The organism is Lactobacillus taiwanensis, from assembly GCF_017894345.1.
In the GTDB taxonomy this organism is placed as follows: domain Bacteria; phylum Bacillota; class Bacilli; order Lactobacillales; family Lactobacillaceae; genus Lactobacillus; species Lactobacillus taiwanensis.
In genome coordinates this window covers 1,508,473-1,532,935 of sequence record NZ_CP059276.1, presented here as the reverse complement: position 1 = coordinate 1,532,935, position 24,463 = coordinate 1,508,473, and the positions used below count along the sequence as shown (strand labels likewise).

General features: G+C 33.2%; 20 protein-coding genes and 1 tRNA gene. All 21 read left to right on the top strand.

Translation table 11 applies throughout. The features are described from left to right. Nucleotides 1-99 precede the first annotated feature (99 nt). The 21 genes from H1A07_RS07420 to gatA all read left to right on the top strand — a co-directional run bounded on the left by H1A07_RS07420 (nt 100) and on the right by gatA (nt 24,462). Complete coding sequence (locus H1A07_RS07420; protein ID WP_210144845.1) at nt 100-1,572, top strand: nicotinate phosphoribosyltransferase; 1,473 nt, start codon at nt 100-102, stop codon at nt 1,570-1,572. 1 nt (nt 1,573) lies between these two features. Then, nucleotides 1,574-2,407, top strand: coding sequence for an ammonia-dependent NAD(+) synthetase (gene nadE, locus H1A07_RS07415; RefSeq protein ID WP_210144844.1), 834 nt, complete (start codon nt 1,574-1,576; stop codon nt 2,405-2,407). A 171-nt stretch (nt 2,408-2,578) separates the two neighbouring features. Continuing rightward, on the top strand, nt 2,579-5,254 hold the full coding sequence (locus H1A07_RS07410) for a calcium-translocating P-type ATPase, PMCA-type (protein WP_210144843.1): 2,676 nt from the start codon (nt 2,579-2,581) through the stop codon (nt 5,252-5,254). A 117-nt stretch (nt 5,255-5,371) separates the two neighbouring features. Beyond that, nucleotides 5,372-6,187, top strand: a complete 816-nt coding sequence (locus H1A07_RS07405; RefSeq protein ID WP_094503533.1) for a helix-turn-helix domain-containing protein — start codon at nt 5,372-5,374, stop codon at nt 6,185-6,187. Nucleotides 6,188-6,526: 339 nt separating this feature from the next. Further along, entirely contained in the window at nt 6,527-7,369 is an 843-nt protein-coding gene (locus H1A07_RS07400; protein ID WP_210144842.1) for a SagB family peptide dehydrogenase, read from the top strand. Then, nucleotides 7,323-8,267: a hypothetical protein gene (locus tag H1A07_RS07395; RefSeq protein ID WP_210144841.1), complete on the top strand. Its 945-nt coding sequence runs from the start codon at nt 7,323-7,325 to the stop codon at nt 8,265-8,267. The genes H1A07_RS07400 and H1A07_RS07395 overlap by 47 nt, the downstream gene beginning before the upstream one ends. Next, nucleotides 8,257-9,579 carry a YcaO-like family protein gene (locus H1A07_RS07390; protein WP_210144840.1) on the top strand — a complete coding sequence of 441 codons (1,323 nt, stop codon included), beginning with the start codon at nt 8,257-8,259 and terminating at the stop codon, nt 9,577-9,579. Before H1A07_RS07395 ends, H1A07_RS07390 begins: the two co-directional genes overlap by 11 nt. A 531-nt stretch (nt 9,580-10,110) precedes the next feature. Continuing rightward, the gene (locus tag H1A07_RS07385; protein WP_094503531.1) at nt 10,111-11,043 is read left to right on the top strand and encodes an ABC transporter ATP-binding protein; all 933 of its coding nucleotides are present in this window, start codon (nt 10,111-10,113) and stop codon (nt 11,041-11,043) included. Next, complete coding sequence (locus H1A07_RS07380) at nt 11,040-11,804, top strand: ABC transporter permease (RefSeq protein WP_210144839.1); 765 nt, start codon at nt 11,040-11,042, stop codon at nt 11,802-11,804. Before H1A07_RS07385 ends, H1A07_RS07380 begins: the two co-directional genes overlap by 4 nt. 152 nt (nt 11,805-11,956) lie before the next feature. Then, the gene (locus H1A07_RS07375) at nt 11,957-13,105 is read left to right on the top strand and encodes a CDP-glycerol glycerophosphotransferase family protein (RefSeq protein ID WP_210144838.1); all 1,149 of its coding nucleotides are present in this window, start codon (nt 11,957-11,959) and stop codon (nt 13,103-13,105) included. 11 nt (nt 13,106-13,116) lie between these two features. Continuing rightward, nucleotides 13,117-14,553 carry an oligosaccharide flippase family protein gene (locus tag H1A07_RS07370; RefSeq protein ID WP_210144837.1) on the top strand — a complete coding sequence of 479 codons (1,437 nt, stop codon included), beginning with the start codon at nt 13,117-13,119 and terminating at the stop codon, nt 14,551-14,553. Then, a complete protein-coding gene (locus tag H1A07_RS07365) occupies nt 14,550-15,251 on the top strand; it encodes a glycosyltransferase family 32 protein (protein WP_094499432.1) in 702 nt (233 codons plus the stop codon). The genes H1A07_RS07370 and H1A07_RS07365 overlap by 4 nt, the downstream gene beginning before the upstream one ends. Next, nucleotides 15,248-15,706, top strand: coding sequence for a SprT family protein (locus H1A07_RS07360; RefSeq protein ID WP_210144836.1), 459 nt, complete (start codon nt 15,248-15,250; stop codon nt 15,704-15,706). Before H1A07_RS07365 ends, H1A07_RS07360 begins: the two co-directional genes overlap by 4 nt. A gap of 55 nt (nt 15,707-15,761) precedes the next feature. Beyond that, nucleotides 15,762-15,847, top strand: a tRNA-Leu gene (locus H1A07_RS07355). Nucleotides 15,848-15,921: 74 nt separating this feature from the next. Beyond that, a complete protein-coding gene (locus H1A07_RS07350; protein ID WP_210144835.1) occupies nt 15,922-16,539 on the top strand; it encodes an ECF transporter S component in 618 nt (205 codons plus the stop codon). A gap of 1 nt (nt 16,540) precedes the next feature. Continuing rightward, a complete protein-coding gene (locus H1A07_RS07345) occupies nt 16,541-17,167 on the top strand; it encodes a glycoside hydrolase family 73 protein (RefSeq protein WP_094499430.1) in 627 nt (208 codons plus the stop codon). Between the two features lie 99 nt (nt 17,168-17,266). Then, nucleotides 17,267-19,510 carry a DNA helicase PcrA gene (gene pcrA / locus H1A07_RS07340; RefSeq protein WP_210144834.1) on the top strand — a complete coding sequence of 748 codons (2,244 nt, stop codon included), beginning with the start codon at nt 17,267-17,269 and terminating at the stop codon, nt 19,508-19,510. A gap of 39 nt (nt 19,511-19,549) precedes the next feature. Next, on the top strand, nt 19,550-21,556 hold the full coding sequence (ligA, locus tag H1A07_RS07335) for an NAD-dependent DNA ligase LigA (protein ID WP_210144833.1): 2,007 nt from the start codon (nt 19,550-19,552) through the stop codon (nt 21,554-21,556). 14 nt (nt 21,557-21,570) lie between these two features. Then, on the top strand, nt 21,571-22,710 hold the full coding sequence (locus H1A07_RS07330) for a CamS family sex pheromone protein (protein ID WP_057718779.1): 1,140 nt from the start codon (nt 21,571-21,573) through the stop codon (nt 22,708-22,710). Nucleotides 22,711-22,720: 10 nt separating this feature from the next. After that, entirely contained in the window at nt 22,721-23,023 is a 303-nt protein-coding gene (gene gatC / locus H1A07_RS07325; protein ID WP_003646851.1) for an Asp-tRNA(Asn)/Glu-tRNA(Gln) amidotransferase subunit GatC, read from the top strand. Then, the gene (gene gatA / locus H1A07_RS07320; protein WP_210144832.1) at nt 23,023-24,462 is read left to right on the top strand and encodes an Asp-tRNA(Asn)/Glu-tRNA(Gln) amidotransferase subunit GatA; all 1,440 of its coding nucleotides are present in this window, start codon (nt 23,023-23,025) and stop codon (nt 24,460-24,462) included. The genes gatC and gatA overlap by 1 nt, the downstream gene beginning before the upstream one ends. The last annotated feature ends 1 nt before the right edge of the window (nt 24,463 follow it).

Here is a 24,463-nt window from a genome sequence, read left to right as displayed (position 1 = left end):
AGAGGCATCAAATTTGATGTCTCTTTTTGATATCTCAGCTACTTTGATTATAATAAAATACAAGAAAAAAATTATTTATTTAGTGACGAGGAAGGCAAAATGTTTTACCCACAAATTGATCAAGAAGATTCGTTAATTCTTCATACAGACTTGTATGAAATTAATATGATGTATACTTATTTTAAAAAGGGTGTAAGTGAAAGAAATTCAGTATTTGAAGTATTCTTCAGAAAAGAACCTTTTGGTAATGGTTATGCAGTTAATGCAGGCTTAAGTCACGTTATCCAATATTTGAATAACCTCCATTTCAAAGAAAGCGATTTGGAATACCTTAAAGAAACTTGTGGTTATGATGATGAATTTATTGATTATTTACGTAATCTAAAATTAAAATTAACTATTCGTAGTGCTAGAGAGGGAGAACTAGTCTTTGCAAATGAGCCAATTATGCAGATTGAAGGACCTTTAGCTCAAGCACAATTAGTAGAAACTGCGATTTTAAATATTATTAACTTCCAGACCTTAATTGCAACTAAAGCAGCAAGAATTAAGGTAGCAGTAGGCAATGACGGTTTAATGGAATTTGGCTCACGTCGTGCTCAAGAAACTGATGCAGCTATTTGGGGAACTCGGGCAGCATACATTGGTGGTTTTGACGCTACTAGTAATGTTAGAGCAGGAAAGTTATTTAACATTCCTGTTGCAGGAACACACGCGCACTCTTTAGTTGAAGCATTTAATAATGAATATGACGCCTTTAAAGCATATGCGGAAACACATAAGGATTGTGTCTTTTTAGTTGATACTTATGACACTTTACGAAGCGGAGTTCCAACTGCAATTAAAGTTGCTAAAGAAATGGGCGATAAGATTAATTTCCAAGGGGTTCGAATTGATTCTGGAGATATGGCCTATATCTCTAAGAAAGTGCGTAAGCAATTAGATGATGCTGGTTTCCCTGATGCAAAAATTTATGCTTCAAATGATCTAGATGAAAAGACTATTCAGAACCTTAAGATGCAAGGTGCAAAAATTGATGTTTGGGGAATTGGTACTAAGTTAATTACAGCCTTTGATCAACCTGCTCTGGGTGGGGTATATAAGTTAGTAGCAATTGAAGATAAGGAGGGCAATATGCGCGATACTTTGAAAATTTCTTCGAATGCAGAAAAAGTATCTACTCCAGGTAAAAAGCAAGTTTGGAGAATTCAGGCTAACTCTGAAAAGAAAAATGAAGGTGACTGGGTTTCACGGTATGATGAAGACCCAAGAAAATTTGATGCACTCTTCATGTTCCACCCTCAATATACTTACATCAATAAGGTTGTTACTAACTATACAGCTCGTCCTTTGTTACATGAAATATTTCATGAAGGTAAGTTAGTTTATCAAGAACCGACTCTAAAGGAAACCAAAGAATTTACGGCTAATAACTTAGATGGATTATGGGATGAGTATAAGCGTAGCCTAAATCCACAAGATTACCCAGTTGATTTATCGCAAAAGTTATATGACAACAAGATGAACTTGATTAACGATATACGCAATCGAATTGTGAAAAGAGGATATTAGAATGCGCCCATTACAAGAAAAAATTATTGCTTATGAACATGTATTACCAAAAATTGATCCTAAAGAAGAAATTCGTAAATCAATTGATTTTCTAAAAGATTATTTAAAAGAAAATCCATTTTTAAAGAGCTATGTTTTAGGAATTTCTGGTGGTCAAGATTCAACCTTAACTGGGAAACTTTGCCAAATGGCAATTGAGGAAATGCGTGAAGAAACGGGTGATGATTCTTACCAATTTATCGCTGTTCGTCTCCCTTACGGTGTTCAAGCTGATGCAAGTGATGCGGCAGATGCAATTGCCTTTCAAAAGCCTGATCAAGATTTAATTGTAAATATTAAAGAACCTGTTGATGCCATGGTTAAAGTTGTTGAAGCAACTGGTCAAAAAATTACTGACTTTAATAAGGGTAATATTAAGGCACGTCAAAGAATGGTCGTTCAATATGCAATTGCTGGTGCAAATAATGGAGCAGTTGTAGGAACTGATCATGCAGCTGAAAACTTTTCTGGATTTTATACTAAGTATGGTGATGGTGCAGCAGACCTCACACCTCTTTTCCGCTTAGATAAACGTCAAGGAAAAGCAATGCTTAAACAATTAGGTTGCCCAAAGCATTTATATGAAAAAGCACCAACTGCTGATTTGGAAGAAGAAAAGCCTGATTTACCAGATGAAGTAGCTTTAGGAGTTACTTATCAAGAAGTTGATGACTACTTAGAAGGTAAAGATGTAAGCGATAAGGCAGCTGAACAAATAGAAAAGTTGTGGAAGAAGAGTGAACACAAGCGTCACTTGCCAGTAACTATTTTTGATGATTTTTATAAAAAGAACTAAACTTGTATCGGACTCGTTAGTTTAATATAATAAACTTGTATAAGAGAGTAACGGCAATTTATTGCGATAAGTTCAACAACCGAGATAACTGTCTCTGGACTTATCTTAATTAGTGAGACTTATGACGATGGGTTCGTTATAAGTCTTTTTTAGTTATTGGAGGGATTGACCTTGAAAGAGAAGTACTATGCTCAAGATATTTCTCAGATTGAGAAGGAGCTGCATACGTCGTTAGATAATGGATTGTCTGACGATGAGGCTAAGAAAAGATTAGCAACTGATGGTCCTAATTCTTTAGCGTCGAAGAAAAAGCGCAGTATGTTTATGCGTTTTATTGATCAGTTTAAAGATTTTATGATCATTGTTTTGATTGTAGCCGCAATCTTGTCAGGAGTTGTAGCTAATGAGTGGACTGATGCAGCAATTATTATGATTGTTGTTTTACTTAATGCAATATTAGGTGTGATCCAAGAAGCTAGATCAGAAGCTGCTATTGATGCTTTAAAAGAAATGTCAACGCCAAATGCTCATGTAAGACGTGGTGGTGCAATTTTAGAAATTCCAAGTACTGAAATTGTACCAGGAGATGTTGTTTTACTTGAAGCTGGTGATGTGGTTCCTGCCGATATGCGGTTAGCTAAGACGGCAAGCTTAAAGATTGAAGAGTCAGCTTTAACTGGTGAATCAGTACCAGTTGAAAAAGATAGCGAAGTCTTAAAAGCTGATGATGTTGCCTTAGGTGACCGTGTAAATATGGCTTATGCCAATACTAATGTTACTTACGGACGAGCAGAAGGTATTGTTGTTGGAACTGGAATGAAGACTGAAGTCGGTAAGATTGCTACAATGCTTAATAATGCCGATGAAACAGCTACTCCATTAAAGGAAAACTTGAATCAACTTGGTAAGACGTTGACCATTATGATTTTGGCAATCTGTGTGATTGTCTTTATCGTGGGGATGTTTACCAAGCAAGGCAGCGAGCCGACTAACAAGTTAATTATTGACATGTTCTTAGTTGCTGTTTCCTTAGCGGTAGCTGCAATTCCAGAAGGTTTGCCAGCAATTGTTACGATTATCTTAGCTCTTGGCACGCAAACAATGGCTAAGCACAAGGCGATTGTTAGAAAGTTGCCAGCTGTTGAAACTTTAGGTGCAACGGATATTATTTGTTCCGATAAAACGGGTACTTTAACACAAAACCAAATGACTGTAGAAAAGATCTATTATGCTGGAGAACTTCATAATGATGAAGCAGCTATTAAAGTAGATAATCCAGCTATGATGGCTATGATTTTGGCTAATGACACTAAAATTGAAGATGGCGGAAGACTATTAGGAGATCCAACTGAAACAGCTTTGATTCAATATGCTTTTGATCAAAACATTAAAGTTGAAGATTTACTCAAGAAAGATAGCCGTGTTCAAGAAGTTCCTTTTGATTCAGAAAGAAAGTTAATGTCGACAGTTAACCATTATGGCGATAAATTCTTTGTTGCTGTAAAGGGTGCACCTGATGAGTTATTAAAGCGTGTAACTAAGATCGAAAAGAATGGGCAAGTAACGCCAATTTCTGACAGTGAAAAAGAAACTATTTTAGCTTCAAACAAGAATATGGCTGAACAAGCCTTACGTGTTTTAGGACTTGCTTACAAGGTTGTGGATAAAGCTTATGATGATCCAACAACTAATAATGTCGAACAAGATTTGATCTTTGCTGGATTAGTCGGAATGATTGACCCAGAAAGACCTGAGGCTAAAGCTGCTGTTGCAGAAGCTAAGAGTGCTGGTATTAGAACAGTTATGATTACTGGTGACCACCAAATCACTGCTGCTGCAATTGCTTCTCGTTTAGGTATATTAGAAGAAGGTTCAGACAAAGATAAAGCCGTAATTACAGGCGCTGAACTTGATAAGTTGTCGGATGACTACTTTAACAAGCACGTTCAGGACTATAGCGTTTATGCACGTGTATCGCCTGAAAACAAGGTTAGAATTGTTAAAGCATGGCAAGCAAATAATAAGATCGTTGCAATGACTGGTGATGGAGTAAATGATGCTCCTAGTTTAAAGCAGGCTGATATTGGTATTGGTATGGGAATTACTGGTACTGAAGTATCAAAGGGTGCAGCAGATATGGTATTAGCCGATGATAACTTTGCAACAATCGTTGAAGCAATCAAGCAAGGACGTAAGGTATTTGCAAATATTCAAAAGGCGATCCTTTATCTAATGAGTTGTAACGTTGGTGAAGTTTTGACAGTCTTTATGATGACGATGCTTGGTTGGGATATCTTAATGCCAGTGCAATTGTTGTGGATTAACTTAGTTACTGATACTTTACCAGCAATTGCCTTGGGTGTTGAACCAGTAGAGGCAGGAATTATGAAGAAGAAGCCACGTGGTAGAAAGTCAAACTTCTTCAGTGGGGGCGTTGCAAGCTCGATTATTTACCAAGGTATTTTAGAAGGTATTTTAGTTTTAGGTGCATATCAATTTGGCTTGCATGTCGGTCCTCATATTGGAAATGCAGCTATGCAGCATGCTGATGCTTTAACTATGGCCTTTCTTACTTTGGGATTAATTCAATTGTTCCATGCGTTTAATTCTAAGTTTATTCATAAGTCAATCTTTAGAGTACAAACATTTGAAAATAAGTGGTTCAACGGAGCAATTCTTATTTCCGCTTTGATCATGGCTGCTGTAGAGATTCCATTTTTGACTAAGATTTTTGATGTGACTGAATTAGATGGAATGCAATGGTTAGTTGTAATTATTGCAGGACTTTTGATGATTATCATTGTTGAAATTGTTAAGTTCTTTGAAAGACGCGCTGCTAGAAAATAATGTAAAAAACAAAAGATGTTAAAGCAGGTTAAGAAATCTGTTTTAGCATCTTTTTTCTAAAAAATTTAGTTTTGGAGTTAAAATATTAAAAAGTAAATTTTAGAAGGGCTAAAGAAAATGAAAAACATTGGTCAAATATTAAAAAAAGAACGAAAAATTAGAGGCCTGACTCAAGAAGAATTTGTAAAGGAAATTATTTCTGAATCATATTATTCTAAAGTTGAACGTGGACTGAATGAGATTAGTGCTAAAGATCTATTTGCTATTTTGGATCATAATAATATTAGTGAAGAAGAATTTATCTCTAAGCTGCACGATAGTAAAGACAGTGAGAAAGATTTAGAAATTGAACTACTTCAAGCTTTTTATCATAAAGATATTAAAGAAATTAATAATATATTTGAGACAATTTCTAATTCGAATTGTAGTGAACGTTTAAAACTTACAGCTTTGATAGTACAAGCGCAATCTCAAAATAGAATTAAGACATTAAGCAAAAAAGTTAGGTCGAGAATTAATATAATTTTTTTTGAGAATAAAGAATGGGAAATAGATATAACTGCACTTCAACTTTTTTGTAACTCTATGCTTTTATTTGACTTTGAAGAATTAAATGATCGTTTTTATCAACTGTGGAATTTTTATAATTGTAAATTAGATAAATACTCTTTTCATATCCAGAAGTTAATCGGGACGATTTGTATCAATTTTTTACAGAATTGTTATTTAAATAATAAACATAATGATGTGGAATTAGCTTATAATTTAATTAATCAATTGGCTCCAATCCCTGATCTCGGAATGTTTCAAATTGTTAAGAACTATTATTTATTTTGGTTTAAAAAAGATTTTACTCAATGCAGAATAATTAAAGATTTTCTAATTAAGAATAAATTGAAATTATTTACAAATAATTTACCACCTTTAAATTAAAAATCTTCAAATATGACGATTAAAAAGTAAAAAAATAAAAATAAGATAAACTTTAAATTAAGAAATTTTTATTGAGAACTAGGTAGGAGGCTAGAAATTTATGGTATGGCTTGGATTTACCATAGTATCAGTAAATTTTCTTTTAAATTTATTGTAATTATTTTATTAGGAGGCTTCATTATGAAGATCATGGATAAAAGTCGTAAGTTTGATGAAGAGAAGAATTTAGGTAGAGAACTACCTGCTGCAGGATGTTGCTGTAGTTGTAATGGTAATGAGGAATCATCAGATTAAAGGAAAAAGCTCCTGGTACAGGAGCTTTTTTGGTAGGTGAAAGTTATGGAATACAAAGATATATATGATTGTGGTAACAAACTTAATAAGCTCGCATTTAATAGAACCTTCTCATTAGCCACAGGAAGTAAAGAAGATTATTATAATCGCTTTGTAAGAAAGACGGATTATCTTGAACTGAATAATGTAGAAAATGATTTTATTGGAGATAAGTTTGTAAGGAGTTTTGAATCATATTCAAATCCGCAAAATCAAAAGTTTTCAATGTCATTTAATCTAAAAGAAGATTTAAACCGTGCTATTAAATTACCAAAGGTATACAAGTCAAGTAATAAAAATCTAGAACAAATTTTTTTTGAGAGAAGTAGTAAAAGAGAATTTAAAAATACTATTTGGAGTTTACAAGATGTAAGTAATTTATTTTCCGGAATTAGAGTATTTTCAAATAAGCATAGATCATATGCTTCTGGGGGAGGATTATATCCAATAAATTTATATTTCTTTGCACAAAAAATTAGAGGATTAAAGAAAATGGCAGTGTATAGATATCAGCCAGTGACCCATACAGTTTTAGAAATAGGAGAAATCCATCAAAATAATCTTTCAGCGTATGCCCATATAGAAAACTTTGTAAATCTTGAAAATATAAGTATGATGATGTTTTTGGTTAATAATAGAAATGAAAATGAATTTAAGTATGGTAATCGAGGAACGATTTTTTCTTTGGTAGAAGCTGGAGAAATGATACAAACTATTGCTCTGTGTGCAGCTGAATATAATTATAAAATGTGTCAGTTAGGTGGATACAACATTGAAAAAAGTAATGTTGAATTAAAAATTGATGGGGTTAATACATTTATTGCAGCCTGCGCTGTTGTTGGGAGTTGATGAAATGGATTATATAGAGTTGAAAGATAAAAGTGTAAAGTTTCGTCTGGAAAAAGACAGACTGTATCTAAGATTGGGAATATGGGATTACACAGATATATATATTGACAGAGAAGCATTCATTGAACATAATTCGAATTTTGATAATTTTGTAGTACTTTTTTTAGATTTATTGAATGGAAAAAGAAAAAAGAAGAATGATTTTTCTGATCCATATTGGATAGCTTTACTTGATGAATTGATAGAGAATCACTTAATTATTGGATATGAGGAGCGACAACAGTCTCTCTTGTATGTGATAACAGATGAATCAAATTATGATAAGTTAGTTAAATATAATTGTCTATGTAATCGAAATGCACAAATTCATCTGTTGAATGAAACTTTTGAAGTAGATGAAAACTTTAATTATTTTGTTGTGTTAGATAATCCAAAGGTTCATACACTTAAAAATCTTAACAAACAATTTTTTAAAGCTAAGAAAAGTTGGAATATGGGTATTATAGATGGAAAATTTATGCATCTAACGTCTTTTGTACCAAATATCACAGGCTGTTTTGAATGTTTTGAGCTAAATAACAGTATAAGGATGGCGGACTATGAAAATTATATCAATTATCTAGAAATAGAAGAAAAACTGAATTTAACTAAAAATGTATGGAGTTCTTCCTTATTTATGTATCAATTTCTTTTGATGCTGGCTGATAAAAAAGTTAGTTCATTGAGAGGAAAATTGCTAAGTGTATATCTTCCAACACTTGAATTTAACCTAGAAACGTTACATAAGAGTAGTTTATGTTCTTTGGATGGTCTGAGAGCTCAAAAAATATCCCAAAATTTAAATTTGAATGCACAGACGGTAATAAAGAAAATATTAGAGGATAAAAATGATAAATAATTGGAAATTATCACCCTTAGGTATAGATAAAATAAAAAATATAAGTGGGAGATACACTGGATTGCTTACAGATGAAGTATTTTATACGCCTGGTGCAAATGATGGAGTTCAAATGAATATAGCTACTGCCTCTTTACCCAATTATGAAAAACTACTAAATGGACCAAAATCTAAAATTAATTATCATTTGTCTGGATATGGTATAGATTTGAATGATAGTTTAATCAGGCTGGGCGGTGAAAGTGTAGAAAGAGCAGCAGGCGTATTTTCACATGTGTATCTACAAAATAGAGTTATCAATGCAGAATATGCGGAGTTTAATGAGAAAAATATAGTAAATATTAACTATCTATTTCCCTACACTAATAAACAATTAACTCTTTTACATAGACTTAGTAGTAACTTTTTAAGTAAAAATCCTACTAAAAATTTACGACAGAATTGGATAAAAACTTATTCTTTGTTTAACCCTGAAAAAGTAATTTATGTTCCAGAAAATATTTTCTTTTTTGGACCTAAAAGTAAATCCAGGTTTTATCTTTCTGTTTCTACTGGAACGGCTGCTCATATTAATTGGGAAAAAGCTTTATTGAATAGTTTAATCGAATATATTCAAATAGATGCTTTTATGTTTTCTTGGTATGCAAATAAAAAGTATTTAGGATGTGAGCTAAGTAATATTAAAGAAAAAGCAATAAAAGAAAGAATATATAAGTTATTTGGAAATTATAAAGATGAATATAAATGCATGATCATTGATATTTCAGAGTATGCACAAATTCCAATTTTTGTATATGGGGTGTTTCTGATATCAAAAAATGGGAAAAATGTTCCTGCCATTTCTTTTGGATTACAGGGAGGAATAAAAAGAGATGAAACTATTTTAAGAGCATTTTGTGAATCATTAGCTGATTTAAAAATGTCAGAATCTAATTACATTAGAAAAATGAATTTTTCTAAGATCGATACTGATAAGATATTAGACTTTGATAAGAATGTTGAATATTTTGCTAATCCTGAAAATTATATCAAAAATGTTAAGTATCTGTTAAGTAGGATTAAAAGTGTAAATAAACTTGGCACTAAGGAAAACTATGTAAAAAACCTTTCTGAAATATTAGATAGATTAAGGGAGATAGCACCACAATCTTCTTTTCTTGATATAACGCCACCGTATGTTAATGGATATAGAGTAGCACGAGTATTTATACCTGAATTTTTAGCAATGACTTTTCCATCGTTTCCCCAATTAAATCATCCGCGATTGAGAAAATACATCAATGAAAAATACTACATTCATCCTATGCCTTAATTTATTCATAGTATTATTTTCGAGTACTATAGCTGGATATATATTTGCGTATACCAAATATTCGTTTTATAAAATATATAATTTAATATTAATTGGAATCCTATCAATTCAGTTAGTTGAAATACCAAATAATATAATCTTTAATTCGCTTTATAAAAAACTATATATAAATATTTTTGTTTTACTATTAACTTTTTTTCTTTTAGTACTAAAAATAAAAGAAAAAAAGATGCTAGCTTTAACCGCTGTTTTAGAGGAGTGTATATATCGAATTGTTGCTGTTCCAGTTTTTATGTATGCATCAAACTCTAAAATATTATTGATTATAGTCGTTAGTTTAGTCTTTATGATTAATCATATATATATAATATTGAAATCAGCAAACATTTTTGTGTCTTTCATGATTCTATTTATGCTCAATCTTATTTTAATCTTAATGGCACTCTATATAGATATTTGGATTTGTCCGTTAATCCACCTCTTATATGACTTGGCGGTTATGCGACAGCAGCAACAGAAGGAGGGAGAAACATGACTTTACTATCAGTAGCAAATGTTTCTAAGACTTACAAAAAAGCAACTAAAGATGCAGTTTCCAATGTATCGTTTACAGTAGATAAAGGTGACATTGTCGCTTTTCTTGGACCAAATGGAGCAGGGAAGACAACTACTTTAAAAATGATTTTAAATCTAGTTAGTCCCGATAAAGGAAAAATTTTTTTTAAAGAAAATGAGATAACAAATAATAGTACTACCTTGTTAAAGAACACAGGGGCTTTATTGGAAGGATCAAAAAATATGTTTTGGTCTCTTTCTCCGATAGAAAATTTTATCTATTGGGGAGGGCAACGAGGACTAAGAAAAGAGGTTGCTAGGCAAAAAGGATTAGCATTGTTAGAGCAATTTGATTTACTTGATAAAAAAGACATTTCGATTACGAAATTAAGTAGAGGTATGCAGCAAATTGTTGGAATCTGTTGTGCCATGATTGCAGATCCTAGTCTTTTGGTCTTAGATGAACCAACATTGGGATTAGATCTTAGTGCAACGCAAATAATGATATCTAATCTGAAAAGATTAGCCTCCAATGGAGTAGGCATATTAGTAACTACTCATCAACTAGATTTTGCTCAGAAAATTGCAAATAAAATATTATTAATAAATCATGGAAAATTGGTCTTTTCAGATAGTATAAAATCTAGTTTAGATTATTTAAATAAACAAATAATTATGGATTTAAATCTATCTAGACCATTAAATTTAGAAGAAACAGCTGGATTAGTATGTTATTGCAATCTTGTTTCGCAAGATTGCAATAGTTATCAGCTAATCATTAAGAAACAAGAATATCTGCCTAAGGTACTTTCTTTACTGGGAAGACTTCCTATTATAAAAATACAGACGAAAACTAGAGGATTAGAGGAAATATTTGAACATTATGCTAAGGGGGAAATAGAAAGATGACTAGTTTTAAGAGCGAATTATATAGACAATTATATTTATACAAAAGATATCCTTTCAATTATATTTCAGATTTTTTTTTATTAGTCTTAATGTTTATGTCTATCTTTTGGGGCGGTACGCTTGTCGGCGGAGGAGTAATTGGAACCTCGTTGAATGCTTTGGTCGTTGGTTATGTTTTATGGTCTTTGGTACAAAATACTGTCAGTCAAATGGGAATGACAATTATGAATCAAGCTAAAAGTGGAATTCTTGAACAGCAGTATTTAATGCCAATTTCTTCTAAGAGATTATTTTTTAATAAAAGTATAGCTAATATTATTGTTTCCTTGTTACAAGCTATATTGGTTTTAGTAGTTTTGATGGTATGTACTAGTCACTGGATTAAACTTCCGTTAGTTACTATAATTCCATTTACACTATCTTTAATTGTAACAATTGGTTTAGGTTATCTAATAGTTAGTTTAGTGTTGCGCTTTAAAAGAATTGGTAGTACTTTAATTATTTTTCAATATATATATTTAGGTATTTTGTTAACTAATTTTGAAAACTATCCTTTTTTTATTAAAATTGTTTCCTGTTTTTTGCCAATTTGTCCCATGGTTAGTTGGATGAGATTGGCTGTTAACAATAAGTTTTATGATTGGTGGTTTTATCTACTTGGATCACTATTTAATACGATCTTGTGGTTGGTTATTGGTATATTAATTTTTTCTTTAGCAGATAAATATGTAAAAAGAAATGGAACACTAGCACTATATTAATTACAGAATAGATTATTAGAAAATAAAATTTTATCAAATAATCAAAAAAAGCTTGAGTTTACTCAAGCTTTTTTTATACCCTTAGTAATGAGTATATAATTGGCAAATGTTAAATATTTGTCAACAAATCCATTTATTTAAGGAACATTTAAATGAAAAGTTTATTTTTTCGCTTATACTTATGGGGAATGAGTTTCCTTGCAAGTCTTCGACCAATTAAAGAAAAGAATATTGTAGTTTTAAATGGCTCAGGTAGATCCGGTTCAAACGGCTATTTATTTTATAAATATATTAAGGCAAAACATCCTGACTATAACATTACTTTAGTTGAGCCTTGGCCATCTTCTCACTTATCTTGGGAAACTTGGAAAAAAATTGGTACTGCTAAATATGTGATCACCACTCATCAACCTTTTAAAGCGCGACGAGATCAAGTTAACATTCAATTCTGGCATGGCGTACCTTTGAAGCGAATGGGCTTTATGGCGCATAATACACGCTATCGTGATAATAAGCGTAACCAAAAGCTATGGCATAAAAATGCGGACCTGGTAACTTCAAGCTCCGATCTCTATGAAAGTTTAATGAGTGCTTGTATGGCAATTGAAGGTAAAAAATATCAAAAACTTGGCTTTCCTAGAATTGATTACATTGATCAACCAGCAATTTCTAAGGAAAAATTACTAGCAGATTTATTTAAAACTAAGGATGATCAAGCACAAATAGGAATCTATATGCCAACTTTTCGCTATGAGTTAGAAGATAAGTTCGTTATGGAAGAAATAAAACAAGGTAATTATTTTGCTTTTCAAGATTTTGATTCTTATAAATTAAATGATGCTTTAAAAGCAAATCATCAGTATTTAATCGTGAAACTTCATCCTTATGAAATGCGGATGTTTGAAGATTTAAATAGTTACTTCTCAAATATTGCGTTCTTAAATAATAGTTATTTATTTGAAAATAATCTTGATTTATATGAACTGCTCGGAAATACAGATTTCTTAATTACAGATTTCTCATCAATTTATTTTGATTACCTGCACTTGGATAAGCCAATTATTTTTATTACTAATTATTTAAAACAGTACGAGAAAGTACGTGGCTTATTGTTAAGTCCATACGAAGATGTTACGCCGGGACCTTGTGTTAACTCACAAAAAGAACTTCTGCAAGTTTTGAGACATCCTGATGATCATCAATACAAAAATCAGCGTTTTGATTGGCGTGAGTTAATTGATGAAGTTGACTATCTTGATTCTTGCGAACCTATCTTTAATTACATGACAAAGAAGTTTTAGAGGAAAAAGTAGTGAAGCGAACTTTTCTTAATATTTTATATAATGCGGTCTACCAGATTTTTCTAGTTTTAGTACCGTTAATTACCGTTCCATATTTGTCTCGAGTTTTAGGACCTAAGACTTATGGTATTTATGGCAGTGTTAATAATACTGTGCAGTTTTTAATGGTATTTTGTACTTTGTCAGTTTCTTATATTGGAATACGAACTGTTTCTCGAACTAGAACTTATGGAACACCGCAAGAATTGACTGATGCTTTTTGGGGCCTATGGTATTTTCAAGCAATTGCCGGATTAGTTACGATTTTAATTACGTTGTTAATTACTAACATTTTTCATATTCAATATTGGAACTATTTGATCTTAATGGTGCCATATTTAATCTCGGCACAAGTTGATATTTCATGGTTCTTTCAAGGATTAGCAGATTTTGGACGAGTGGTTTTAAAAAATACTGCTGTTAAATTAGCAAGTGTAGTTTTGATCTTGCTATTAATTAAATCACCAGCTGACCTTTGGAAGTACTTTTTAATTATGTCAGTTTCAACTATGCTCGGGTCATTTGTTTTTTGGCTTGATATCCATCGCTATGTTGGTAAACCGGTTAATCATTTTTATAAATATAAAACTACGATTGTTTCTATCATTACTTTGATGATTCCGCAGATTGCTACACAAATTTATACGTCACTTGATAAGCCGATTTTGGGCTTCTTTAGCAATTCAACGCAGGTTGCCTTTTATGATAATTCGCAAAGAATTTCTAATATGATCTTGGGAGTAATTACTAGTATTTCTTTAGTTATCATGCCAAAAATGGCTAGTGAGGAAAAAGAAACGCAGAAAGTTGTTTTGAAGAAGTCGCTTGAAGCAACGACAATGCTTGGTACCTTGTTTGCGGTTATTATTATGGCAAACACTAAGCAGTTTGTGCCGTTTTTCTTTGGAAAAAAGTTTATTCCAATGACTCCTTTAATGTTCTTCTTTACCTTAACGATTATTATGATTCCTATGGGAGGAGTATTTGCTAATCAATTTGCATTAGCTAACAGGAGAGATAAAGAATATGCTATCCCAGTAGTTATTGGAGCAATCATTGAAGTCGTATTAGCGGCTTTATTAGATCGGCCATACGGAGCAGGTGGGGCAACAATCGCAATTTTAATAACGGAATTTGTAGTTCTAATTTTGCGACTTTGGATTGTGAGAGATGATTATAATTTTAAAGAAGCTTTTTATGATGTACCTAAGTATTTCTTAATTGGAATAATCACGCTAATTGCTGGTATGTTCATGCCTAACTTGATTAATTCAATTTTTTTAAATATGGCAGTTAAGTCCATTTTAATGTTGATTATTTATGCAGTAATTATGTTTATAATGAAGTTGGACTTTAATCAAGATATTGTAGATTTTATTGCACGCTTTCTTAGAAAGGTAAAAAGATGATCCCTAAAAAAATTCACTACGTTTGGGTAGGGCATAATCCTAAGTTACCATTAGTTGAGGAATGTATTGCAACTTGGAAAAAGAAATTGCCTGACTATGAATTTATTGAGTGGAATGAAGATAGCTTTGATATGCATGAAAATAAGTATATTGAACAAGCTTATCAAGCAAAAAAATGGGCTTTTGTGTCGGACTATATTCGTGCTCGTGCGATTTATGAGCAAGGTGGAATTTACTTAGATACAGACGTTAGAATTCTTAAAAAATTAGATCCACTTTTAAGTAATCATGCTTTTATTGGGTTTGAGAACAATGACTACTTATCAGCCGCTATCTTTGGCGCGGAAGTACATCATCCCTTTATAAAAGATATACTCGACTATTATCAGGATAAAAAATTTACTTTTGATAAAAATAATCAAATGGCTGGTGTAAACAGCTTGTCAGTAACTGATATTTTAAAAGGGAAATACGGCCTAAAAACAGGTAATTATGAACAAAGATTAAAGGCTGGCATTCATGTCTATCCAGATGGTGTTTTGTGTAATCCTAGTAAAGACTCATATTCAATTCACTTGTTCACGGGTACTTGGATAGATGGACAAGAGACAGTAAAGCAAAAAATTGTAACGGCTTTAAAGAGAAGAATCTCTTCTCCAAAACAGGCTAGTTTATATCAAAAATTAATTCGAAAATGAATCAAGAAGAGTTACAAAAATTAGTAGAAGAAATTTCATTGAAATATTTTCATGTGCCGTTTAAGTATGAGGTCAAAATTAATAATCGTATGACAACTACTGGAGGAAGATACTTTCTTAATGATCACCATATTGATATCAATGGTCATTTTTTAGAAGAAAGATATCGCGCAGATCTTATTGGAATTATTAAACATGAATTAACGCATTATCATTTACATTTAGCAGGTAGAGGCTACCAGCATCGAAATCGTGATTTTAAAAATCTTCTAGCTTATGTTGGTGGCAGTCGATATGCACCAGATCTTGGCTTAAGGCGTAGACAGAAGAAAAAATATATTTACGAATGCGAAAATTGCCACCTTCAATATCCGCGTGTTAGAAGAGTCAATACGCGAAAATATCGATGTGGTAAATGTGGCGGAAAACTAGTCTTAGTAAAGAAAAATAAATAAAAACCAAAAATCCATTTGCTAAAAGAAAAATTATCTGGTATATTAGTTAAGTACCGCGGGCGTGGCGGAATGGCAGACGCGCAAGACTAAGGATCTTGTGATCGCTTTTAGATCGTGGAAGTTCGAGTCTTCTCGCCCGCACTACTAAGAAAAGGAAGTCGCAAATGCGGCTTTCTTTTTTGCTAAAGTTAAAAATTAATAAAGCAGGAAAGACTATGATTAATAAAAAAACTTTTAGAATTGCCATTAGTGCTATTTTTATTGCAATTATTTTAGTTCAAACATTTGTCCCTTATATTGGCTATATTCGCATTTTACCAGGCTTGCCATCAATTACGACTATACCTTTGACTGTTGGTTTGGCTGGCTGCTTAATGGGACCGGGATTTGGGACAACTATTGGTTTATTTTGGGGATTATTGAGCTTATTTGTAGCTTATACACAGCCGGGCGATATCGTCAGTATGCTGTTATTCCGCAATGTTTTGATTGCATTAGTTCCTCGTACAGCCGCAGGTTTTATTGCAGGGATGATCGGACAAGCTGCTAAGGATGATTCTAATTTGCAAAAAACTGTTGTTTATACCATAGCTGGTTTATGTACTTCACTTGCTAATACATTATTAGTAATCGGTATTACTAGTTTATGGTATATGAAAGATCCGTCGGTTTTACTTCATTCATTGGGGCAAACTCAAAATTCTGCTCCTTTAATTGCAATTTTATTAAGTGTTTTAGGCGTTAATGGTGTTGTAGAAGCAATCTTTACTGCTGTTCTTACTCCAGCAATTGCACTGCCTTTAAAGCAAGTGATGAGAAGGAAGATGAATTAAAATGTCACGCAGACGCCGTCAAAAAAATATTCAATATGTAGTTGCAAGAGCTTTTGCTATTTGTTTTACTTTGGTAATAATTTTATCAGGATTTTTGTATTGGCGTCATCAGGTCGTGACTAATGAAAGATTACGACAAGAGCAGTTAGAAAAAGAACGCTCTCTTCAAAATAAGGAAAACTTTATCAAGGTAGTAGCTCCAATTGCTCAAAGAGCCGATAAACCTTATGGACTTTTTCCTAGTGTCACGATTGCCCAAGCGTGTTTAGAGAGTAACTTTGGTCAAAGCGAACTCTCTAAAAAATACAATAATTTGTTTGGTGTAAAGGGAACGGATCCTAATACAAGTAAAGAGTTGACTACTTCTGAATTTGTGAATGACCACTGGGAGACGGTAACGGGACGCTTTCGTGTATATGAATCTTACGACGAATCTATCCAAGCTCATACACGTTTATTTGTAAATGGAACAAGCTGGAATAGAAATCAATATCAACATGTTTTAGTGGCTAAAGATTATGCTAGCCAAGCGCAAGCTCTAGAGACAGATGGTTATGCAACAGATCCAGGTTATGCTAAAAAGCTTCTTGATTTAATTAAAGAGTTTAATTTAACACAATATGATTAATTCCAAAACAACGATAGTTAAGTTAAAAGCTATCGTTGTTTTTTGTTATAATAGACAAGTCTATTTTAGTGTTTGAGTAATTAAGAAAAGGAAGAAGCAATGAGCGAAGAAACAATTCTTGCAGGATTAAATCCTCAGCAGAAAAAAGCTGTGCAGTGTACTGAAGGTCCACTTTTAGTAGTTGCTGGAGCTGGTAGTGGAAAAACATCAGTTTTAACACGTCGAATTGCCTATTTAATTGAAGAAAAAGGCGTTGCACCATGGAATGTTTTAGCCATTACTTTTACTAATAAGGCAGCTAGCGAAATGAAGGAGCGTGTTCAAAAGCTCTTAGGACCAGCTGCTGATAGTGTTTGGATGTCTACCTTCCATGCTTTGTGCGTTCGCATTTTACGCCGAGATGCAGAAAAAATTGGCTATTCAAACAATTTTTCAATTGCAGATTCTGCAGAGCAGTTGACTTTAATTAAGCGAATTGAAAAAGATCTTAATATTGATCCTAAATTGTATGATCCAAAAGCAATTTTAGGTGCTATTTCTAATGGGAAAAATGACTTGCTTACTCCTAAAAATTTTAAGGAACAAGCAGCCAGTCCTTTTGAAAAAGTAACTGCTCAAATTTATGCAGAATATCAACACCGTTTAAAGCGTGATCAAATTATGGATTTTGATGATTTGATTATGCAAACTTTAATTTTATTCAAAAAAGATAAAGAAACGCTTCATTATTATCAAAATAAGTTCCGCTATATTCTAGTAGATGAGTATCAGGATACAAATGAAGCTCAATATCAGCTTTGTGTTGCTTTAGCTGCTCAATATAAAAATATTTGTGTTGTTGGGGATGCTGATCAATCTATTTATGGTTGGCGCGGAGCCAACATGGAAAATATCCTTAACTTTGAACATGATTATCAAGATGATGAAGTTAATACAATTAAATTAGAACAAAACTACCGTTCCACTGGCCATATTCTTGATGCAGCTAACTCAGTAATTAAAAATAATCTGAAACGTAAACCTAAGAAACTTTGGACGGATAAAGGCGCTGGCGATAAAATCAATTATTACCGTGCTCAAAGTGGAAATGATGAAGCACTGTTTATCATTTCAAAGATTAAAGAAGAAATAAAAGAACATCAAAGAGACTACAAGGATTTTGCTGTTCTTTATCGTACCAATGCTCAATCACGTAACGTCGAAGAAGCTCTAGTTAAAGCTAATATTCCGTATCGGATTGTTGGAGGACATAAGTTCTACGACCGAAAAGAAATTAAAGATATTTTGGCTTATTTAAAAGTTGTCGCAAATCCTGCTGATTCAATGAGTTTCAACCGAATTATTAATGTACCAAAACGTGGTTTGGGTCCAACTACGATGGCTAAGTTTAACGGTTTTGCTAATGATAATGACTTTACAGTAGAAGAAACATTTAAAAACTTGAGTTTAGCTCCAATTACTGGCCGTCCTGCTAAAACTTTGTCTATCTTTGGAACTAACTTAAGAGATGCAATTGAATACAGTAAGACACATACTGTAACTGGTTTGACCGAAAAGTTATTAGCTGATTTTGGTTATAAAGAAGCCCTCGAAAACGAACATACTATTGAAGCTGATACTCGTTTAGAGAACTTGAATGAATTCTTAACTGTTACTAAGCGATTTGATGATAATTATGAGCCAGAAGATGAAAACTCAACTGCTTTAGGTGATTTTCTTTCAGAAATCTCACTTTTAAGTGATCAAGATGACTTGGAAAACCAAGATAATCAAGTTGCCTTAATGACACTCCATGCAGCTAAAGGACTAGAATTCCCAGTTGTTTTCTTGGTAGGAATGGAAGAAGGCTTATTCCCACTTTCAAGAGCAGCAAGCGATCCAAGCGAGCTTGAAGAAGAGAGACGTTTAGCATATGTAGGAATTACGCGTGCCGAAAAGAAACTTTACATCACTAATGCTTTTTCTAGAATGATGTATGGGCATCCTCAAAATAATCAACCATCGCGTTTTATTGATGAAATTGAGAATAAGGACTTAGAATTTATTAATCCAGTTCAATCTAGTTCTTCAATTTCTGTTCCTTTTGCTAAAAGTAGCGAGAGAGCAAATTCTCAAGTTTATCGAACAAAAGTAAAAATTGAAACTGCTAAAAAGGCAAGCGGTGCTGTTGGTGCTGATAAAAAGTCTTGGAATGTTGGAGATCAAGTATCTCATAAGGCTTGGGGTAAAGGTGTTGTAGTAAAAGTTAATGGTACTGGTGAAGACATGGAATTAGATATTGCCTTTGCTAGCCAAGGTGTAAAACGCCTTTTAGCTGCCTTTGCGCCAATTAGAAAGATATAATTGAAGTAAAAGCAGTTTGATTCAGAGAAGGACTAAATTATGACAGTTTTAACTCATACTCAGGCTTCTCAGAAAGTCGATGAATTAAGAAAAAAGCTCAATAAATGGGCTGATGATTATTACGCAAAAGATGCTCCAGTTGTTGAAGATGCAGTTTATGATAAAACTTATCAAGAACTAGTAGAATTAGAACAGCAATTTCCTGATTTGGTAACGGCTGATTCAATTACTCACCGAGTAGGTGGCGAAATAAAAAGCGATCTTTCTAAAGTTGAACATCCCGTTCCGATGCTTTCAATGGGAGATGTTTTCTCAAAAGAGGAACTTAAAGAATTTGATGATCGGATCACTAAGTTAGTTGGACATCCTGTAGCTTACAACGTTGAATTGAAAATTGACGGCTTATCTTTGTCACTAGAGTATACTGATGGTAAATTAACTCGTGCTTCTACGAGAGGAAATGGGCGCGTTGGTGAAGACGTTACTGCAAATGCTAAATTTATCAAAGATATTCCACAAACCTTGCCTGAACCTTTAACAACTGAGGTTCGTGGTGAATGTTATATGGAAAAAGAGGCATTTGCTAAGTTAAATGCTGAAAGAGATGAAAAGGGTGAGCAAGTTTTTGCTAATCCTCGAAATGCTGCTGCAGGTTCATTAAGACAATTAGATGCTCGAATCACTAAAAAAAGAAATTTAAGTACTTTTATTTATACGTGGGTTAATCCACCAAGAAACATTACAAGCCAACATCAAGCGATTGATGAAATGAATCGATTAGGATTTCATACTAATCAGTCTGGACAACGCTTTGAATCAATGGATGAAGTATTTAAATTTATTGATGAATATACCGCTAAACGTAATGATTTAAGTTATGGGATTGACGGAATTGTTTTAAAGGTTGATGACTTAAGTTTACAAAATGACTTAGGAAATACTGTGAAAGTACCACGCTGGGAAATTGCATATAAGTTTCCACCTGAAGAGCAAGAAACAGTAGTGCGAGAAATTGAATGGACAGTTGGAAGAACTGGAGTTGTAACGCCAACTGCGGTGATGGATCCGGTTCAACTTGCAGGAACTATTGTGTCACGAGCTTCTTTACATAATCCAGACTACCTGAGAGAAAAGGGAGTAAGAATTGGCGATACCGTTAAGTTACATAAAGCTGGAGATATCATTCCAGAAATTTCTAGTGTTGTTTTAAGTAAAAGACCTAAAGATAGTAAGCCTTATGAAATTCCAAATGTTTGTCCTTCTTGTGGTGAAACTTTAGTTCATTTACAAGATGAAGTAGCTCTTCGTTGTATTAATCCAATGTGTCCTGCTCAAGTTGAGGAAGGAATTATTCATTTTGCTTCACGTGGAGCGATGAATATCATGGGCTTGGGACCTAGAATTGTAAAACAGTTAATCGATAAAGGATTTGTGAATGATGTAGCTGATCTATATCACTTAACTAGTGAACAATTAGGTCAATTAGATCATTTTAAGGATAAATCAATTACGAACTTATTATCTTCTATTGAAAATAGTAAACGAAATTCTGCTGAATTATTACTGTATGGCTTAGGAATTGATCATGTCGGTGCTAAAGCTGCTAGATTAATTTTGGAAAAATATAAAAATTTGGAAAAGGTTAGTCAATTAACAGTGCCAGAATTGACAAGTATAGATACAATAGGAGAGACGATTGCGGAATCGTTAACAGCATATTTTAATCAGCCTAGTGCACAAAAACTCTTACAAGAGTTACGTGATAGTGGATTAAATATGGAATATTTGGGAACAGTTGAAGAAGAAGCACCAGATAATTTCTTTAAAGAAAAGACTGTTGTTTTAACTGGAAAATTATCTGACTTTACAAGAAGTGAATTTACCAAAAAGCTTCAAGATCTTGGAGCAAAGGTTACGGGCTCGATATCTAAGAAAACTGATTATCTAATCTATGGTGCAGATGCTGGTTCTAAAAAAGATAAAGCTGAGAAACTTCAAGTTCCGATGTTAACTGAAAAAGAAGCAATTGCAAAAATTGAGAAATAAGAAGGATAAATAAATTGAAAAGATTTTTGCAAATAGCATTGCTAGTAGCAACTGGTTTAAGTTTAAGTGCATGTGGCAATTTAAAAAATTCTGATCTTGCCAATAACCCTACAACTTCAACTACAAAGAAAAAGAGCTATCAAACAACTAGTACAAGTAAAAATGGTTATAATGTTCTTTTAAAAGATGGTGAATATGTAACTAGTCCAATTGAAGGAATTACGGAAAATACTGGTGATAACAATGTAGATAGTCGTGCTTTAGAATCTGGATTAATTGACTTATCTCATAATACTTTTTCAAGTAGTAAGTATGTTTTTCAAGAAGGGCAAAAAATTTCTGTTACTGATGCCACTGATTGGCTAGGAAGAAAGTCTAAAAGCAATCCAGAAGGCCTAAATGCAGAAAAAAGTACTAAAAAGAATTCATATAATCCAATTATTTTAGATCAAATTTTAGAACAAGATTTTTTGACTAAATCTAATTCTAGTTACAAAATGGATGGTATGAGTGTTGGGCTAGCTCTTAATTCAGTGGATTACTATCAAAAAACTAAAGACGGTGCCCAATATCATAAAGATATTTCTCGTGCAGAACAAGAAACTTTTGGTAAAGAAGCAGCTAATAAGTTAGTTTCTTACTTACGTAAAAAGAAGGGATTAAAAAATATCCCAATTTTGGTTGGACTTTTTAGTAAAACCAGTAAAGATTCTCTTGTAGGTGGAAATTACTTTGCATATGGAATTGCTAATGCAAATAGTAGTAAAATAAGTGATTGGAAAACAGTCAATAATCGTAGTCAAGTGCTACCGACTGTTGGAAGTGAAAAAGCAATCAATTCTACTGATGCAGCTTCATTTAGTGATTTTAAAGCAGCTATTCAAGGTTACTTTCCTAATATTAGTGGGGTAACAGCGACTGTTCATTATCAAAATAAAACTTTGACACAAATGAACATTACTGTAACTACCCAATTCTTTGGTTATGCGCAGATTGAGAGTTTTTCAAGACTTGTATTGTCAGCTGCTAAGAAGTATTTACCTAAGGATGCACCAATAGAAATTAAGATTAATTCTGTTAATGACACGCAGGCATTAATCGCTAAGAATTCCGCAGACGATAGTTATTATGTCCACGTCTTTGGCGGTGAATAGGAGGCAAATGGTGAAAATTACAAAAGATGAAATCAATCACGTTGCAACACTATCTCGACTTGAGTTTGGTGAAGACGAAATTGATAAGTTTACTGAACAAATGGGTGACATTATCAATATGGCACATCAATTAGCTGAAGTTGATACTGAAGGAGTTCCCGAAACTGTTCAAGTTGTTGATCGAGAAACTGACTTTAGAGAAGACAAACCTGAACATTGGGAAAGTCGTGCAGAATTAATGAAGAATGTTCCTGAAAAAGCTGATGGCTTCATTAAGGTGCCAGTAATTATTGATAAGGATGATAATGAATAATGAATTACTTAAATGAAAACATTGACTCATTAAATAAAAAATTACAAGATGGCGAAATAACAGCTGAAGACCTAGCTAAGGAAACAGTTAAGAACATTAAAGAAACTGACAAGAAGATTAATGCTTGGATTACTGTGGACGAAGATGCAAAGCCAGCAGAAGATTTGGATTTTGCAAAAAATAAATTAGCTGGTATTCCAATTGCAATTAAGGATAATATTATTACCAATGGTATGAAGACGACTGCTGCTAGTCATATTCTTTACAACTACATGCCAGTTTATGACGCTACAGTAATTAGCAAGTTGAAAAAGGCGCAAGCTACCTTTGTTGGTAAGACTAACATGGATGAATTTGCAATGGGTTCATCAACTGAACATTCTTACTATGGTGCAACTCATAATCCATGGAACTTAGATAAGGTTCCTGGTGGTTCGTCTGGTGGTTCTGCTGCAGCAGTTGCTAGTGGTGAAGTAGTTGCAGCTCTTGGATCAGATACAGGTGGTTCTATTCGTCAACCAGCAGCTTTTAATGGTATTTTTGGTATTAAACCAACTTACGGTAGAGTTTCACGTTGGGGTCTTATTGCCTTTGGATCTTCATTAGACCAAATCGGTGTAATGAGTAAGCGTGTTAAGGATTCAGCTGAAGTATTAAACGTAATTGCTGGTCCTGATGAACATGACGCTACTGTTTCGGAAAAAGAAGTACCTGACTTTACTAGCTTTTTAGGTCAAGATGTTAAAGGTTTATGCGTAGCTGTTCCTAAGGAATACATGGACGCTGTTGATGGCGAAATGCACGATGTTATTCAAAAGCAAATTGATGTCTTAAAGGATGCAGGTGCAATCATCAACGAAGTTTCATTACCACATACTAAGTATGTTGTTCCAACCTACTACATTGTTGCTTCTAGTGAAGCTTCCTCAAACCTTCAAAGATATGATGGTATTCGTTACGGCTATCGTGCAAAAGATACTAAGAACTTATTAGATGTTTATGTAAAATCTAGAAGTGAAGGCTTCGGTGAAGAAGTTAAGCGTCGTATTATGCTTGGTTCATTTGCTTTGTCAGCTGGTGCATATGATGAATTCTTTAAGAAGGCTGCTCAAGTTAGAACCTTAATTTGCCGCGACTTTGAAAAAATCTTTGAAGAAAATGATGTTATTGTTGGACCAACTACTACTGAACCTGCATTTGGTATTGGGGAAGAAGTTTCTGACCCAATTAAGATGTACAACAACGATCTCTTAACTATTTCAGCTAACTTGGCTGGTATTCCAGCAGCTAGTGTTCCAGCAGGTTTAGTTGATGGAATGCCTGCTGGTTTTCAAATTATGGCTAAGCGTTTTGATGAAGGTAACGTATTTAAGGTTGCTGACTTCATTGAACGTAATAACAAATTCTACGAAAAAACACCTACAGGAATGGAGGATTAAT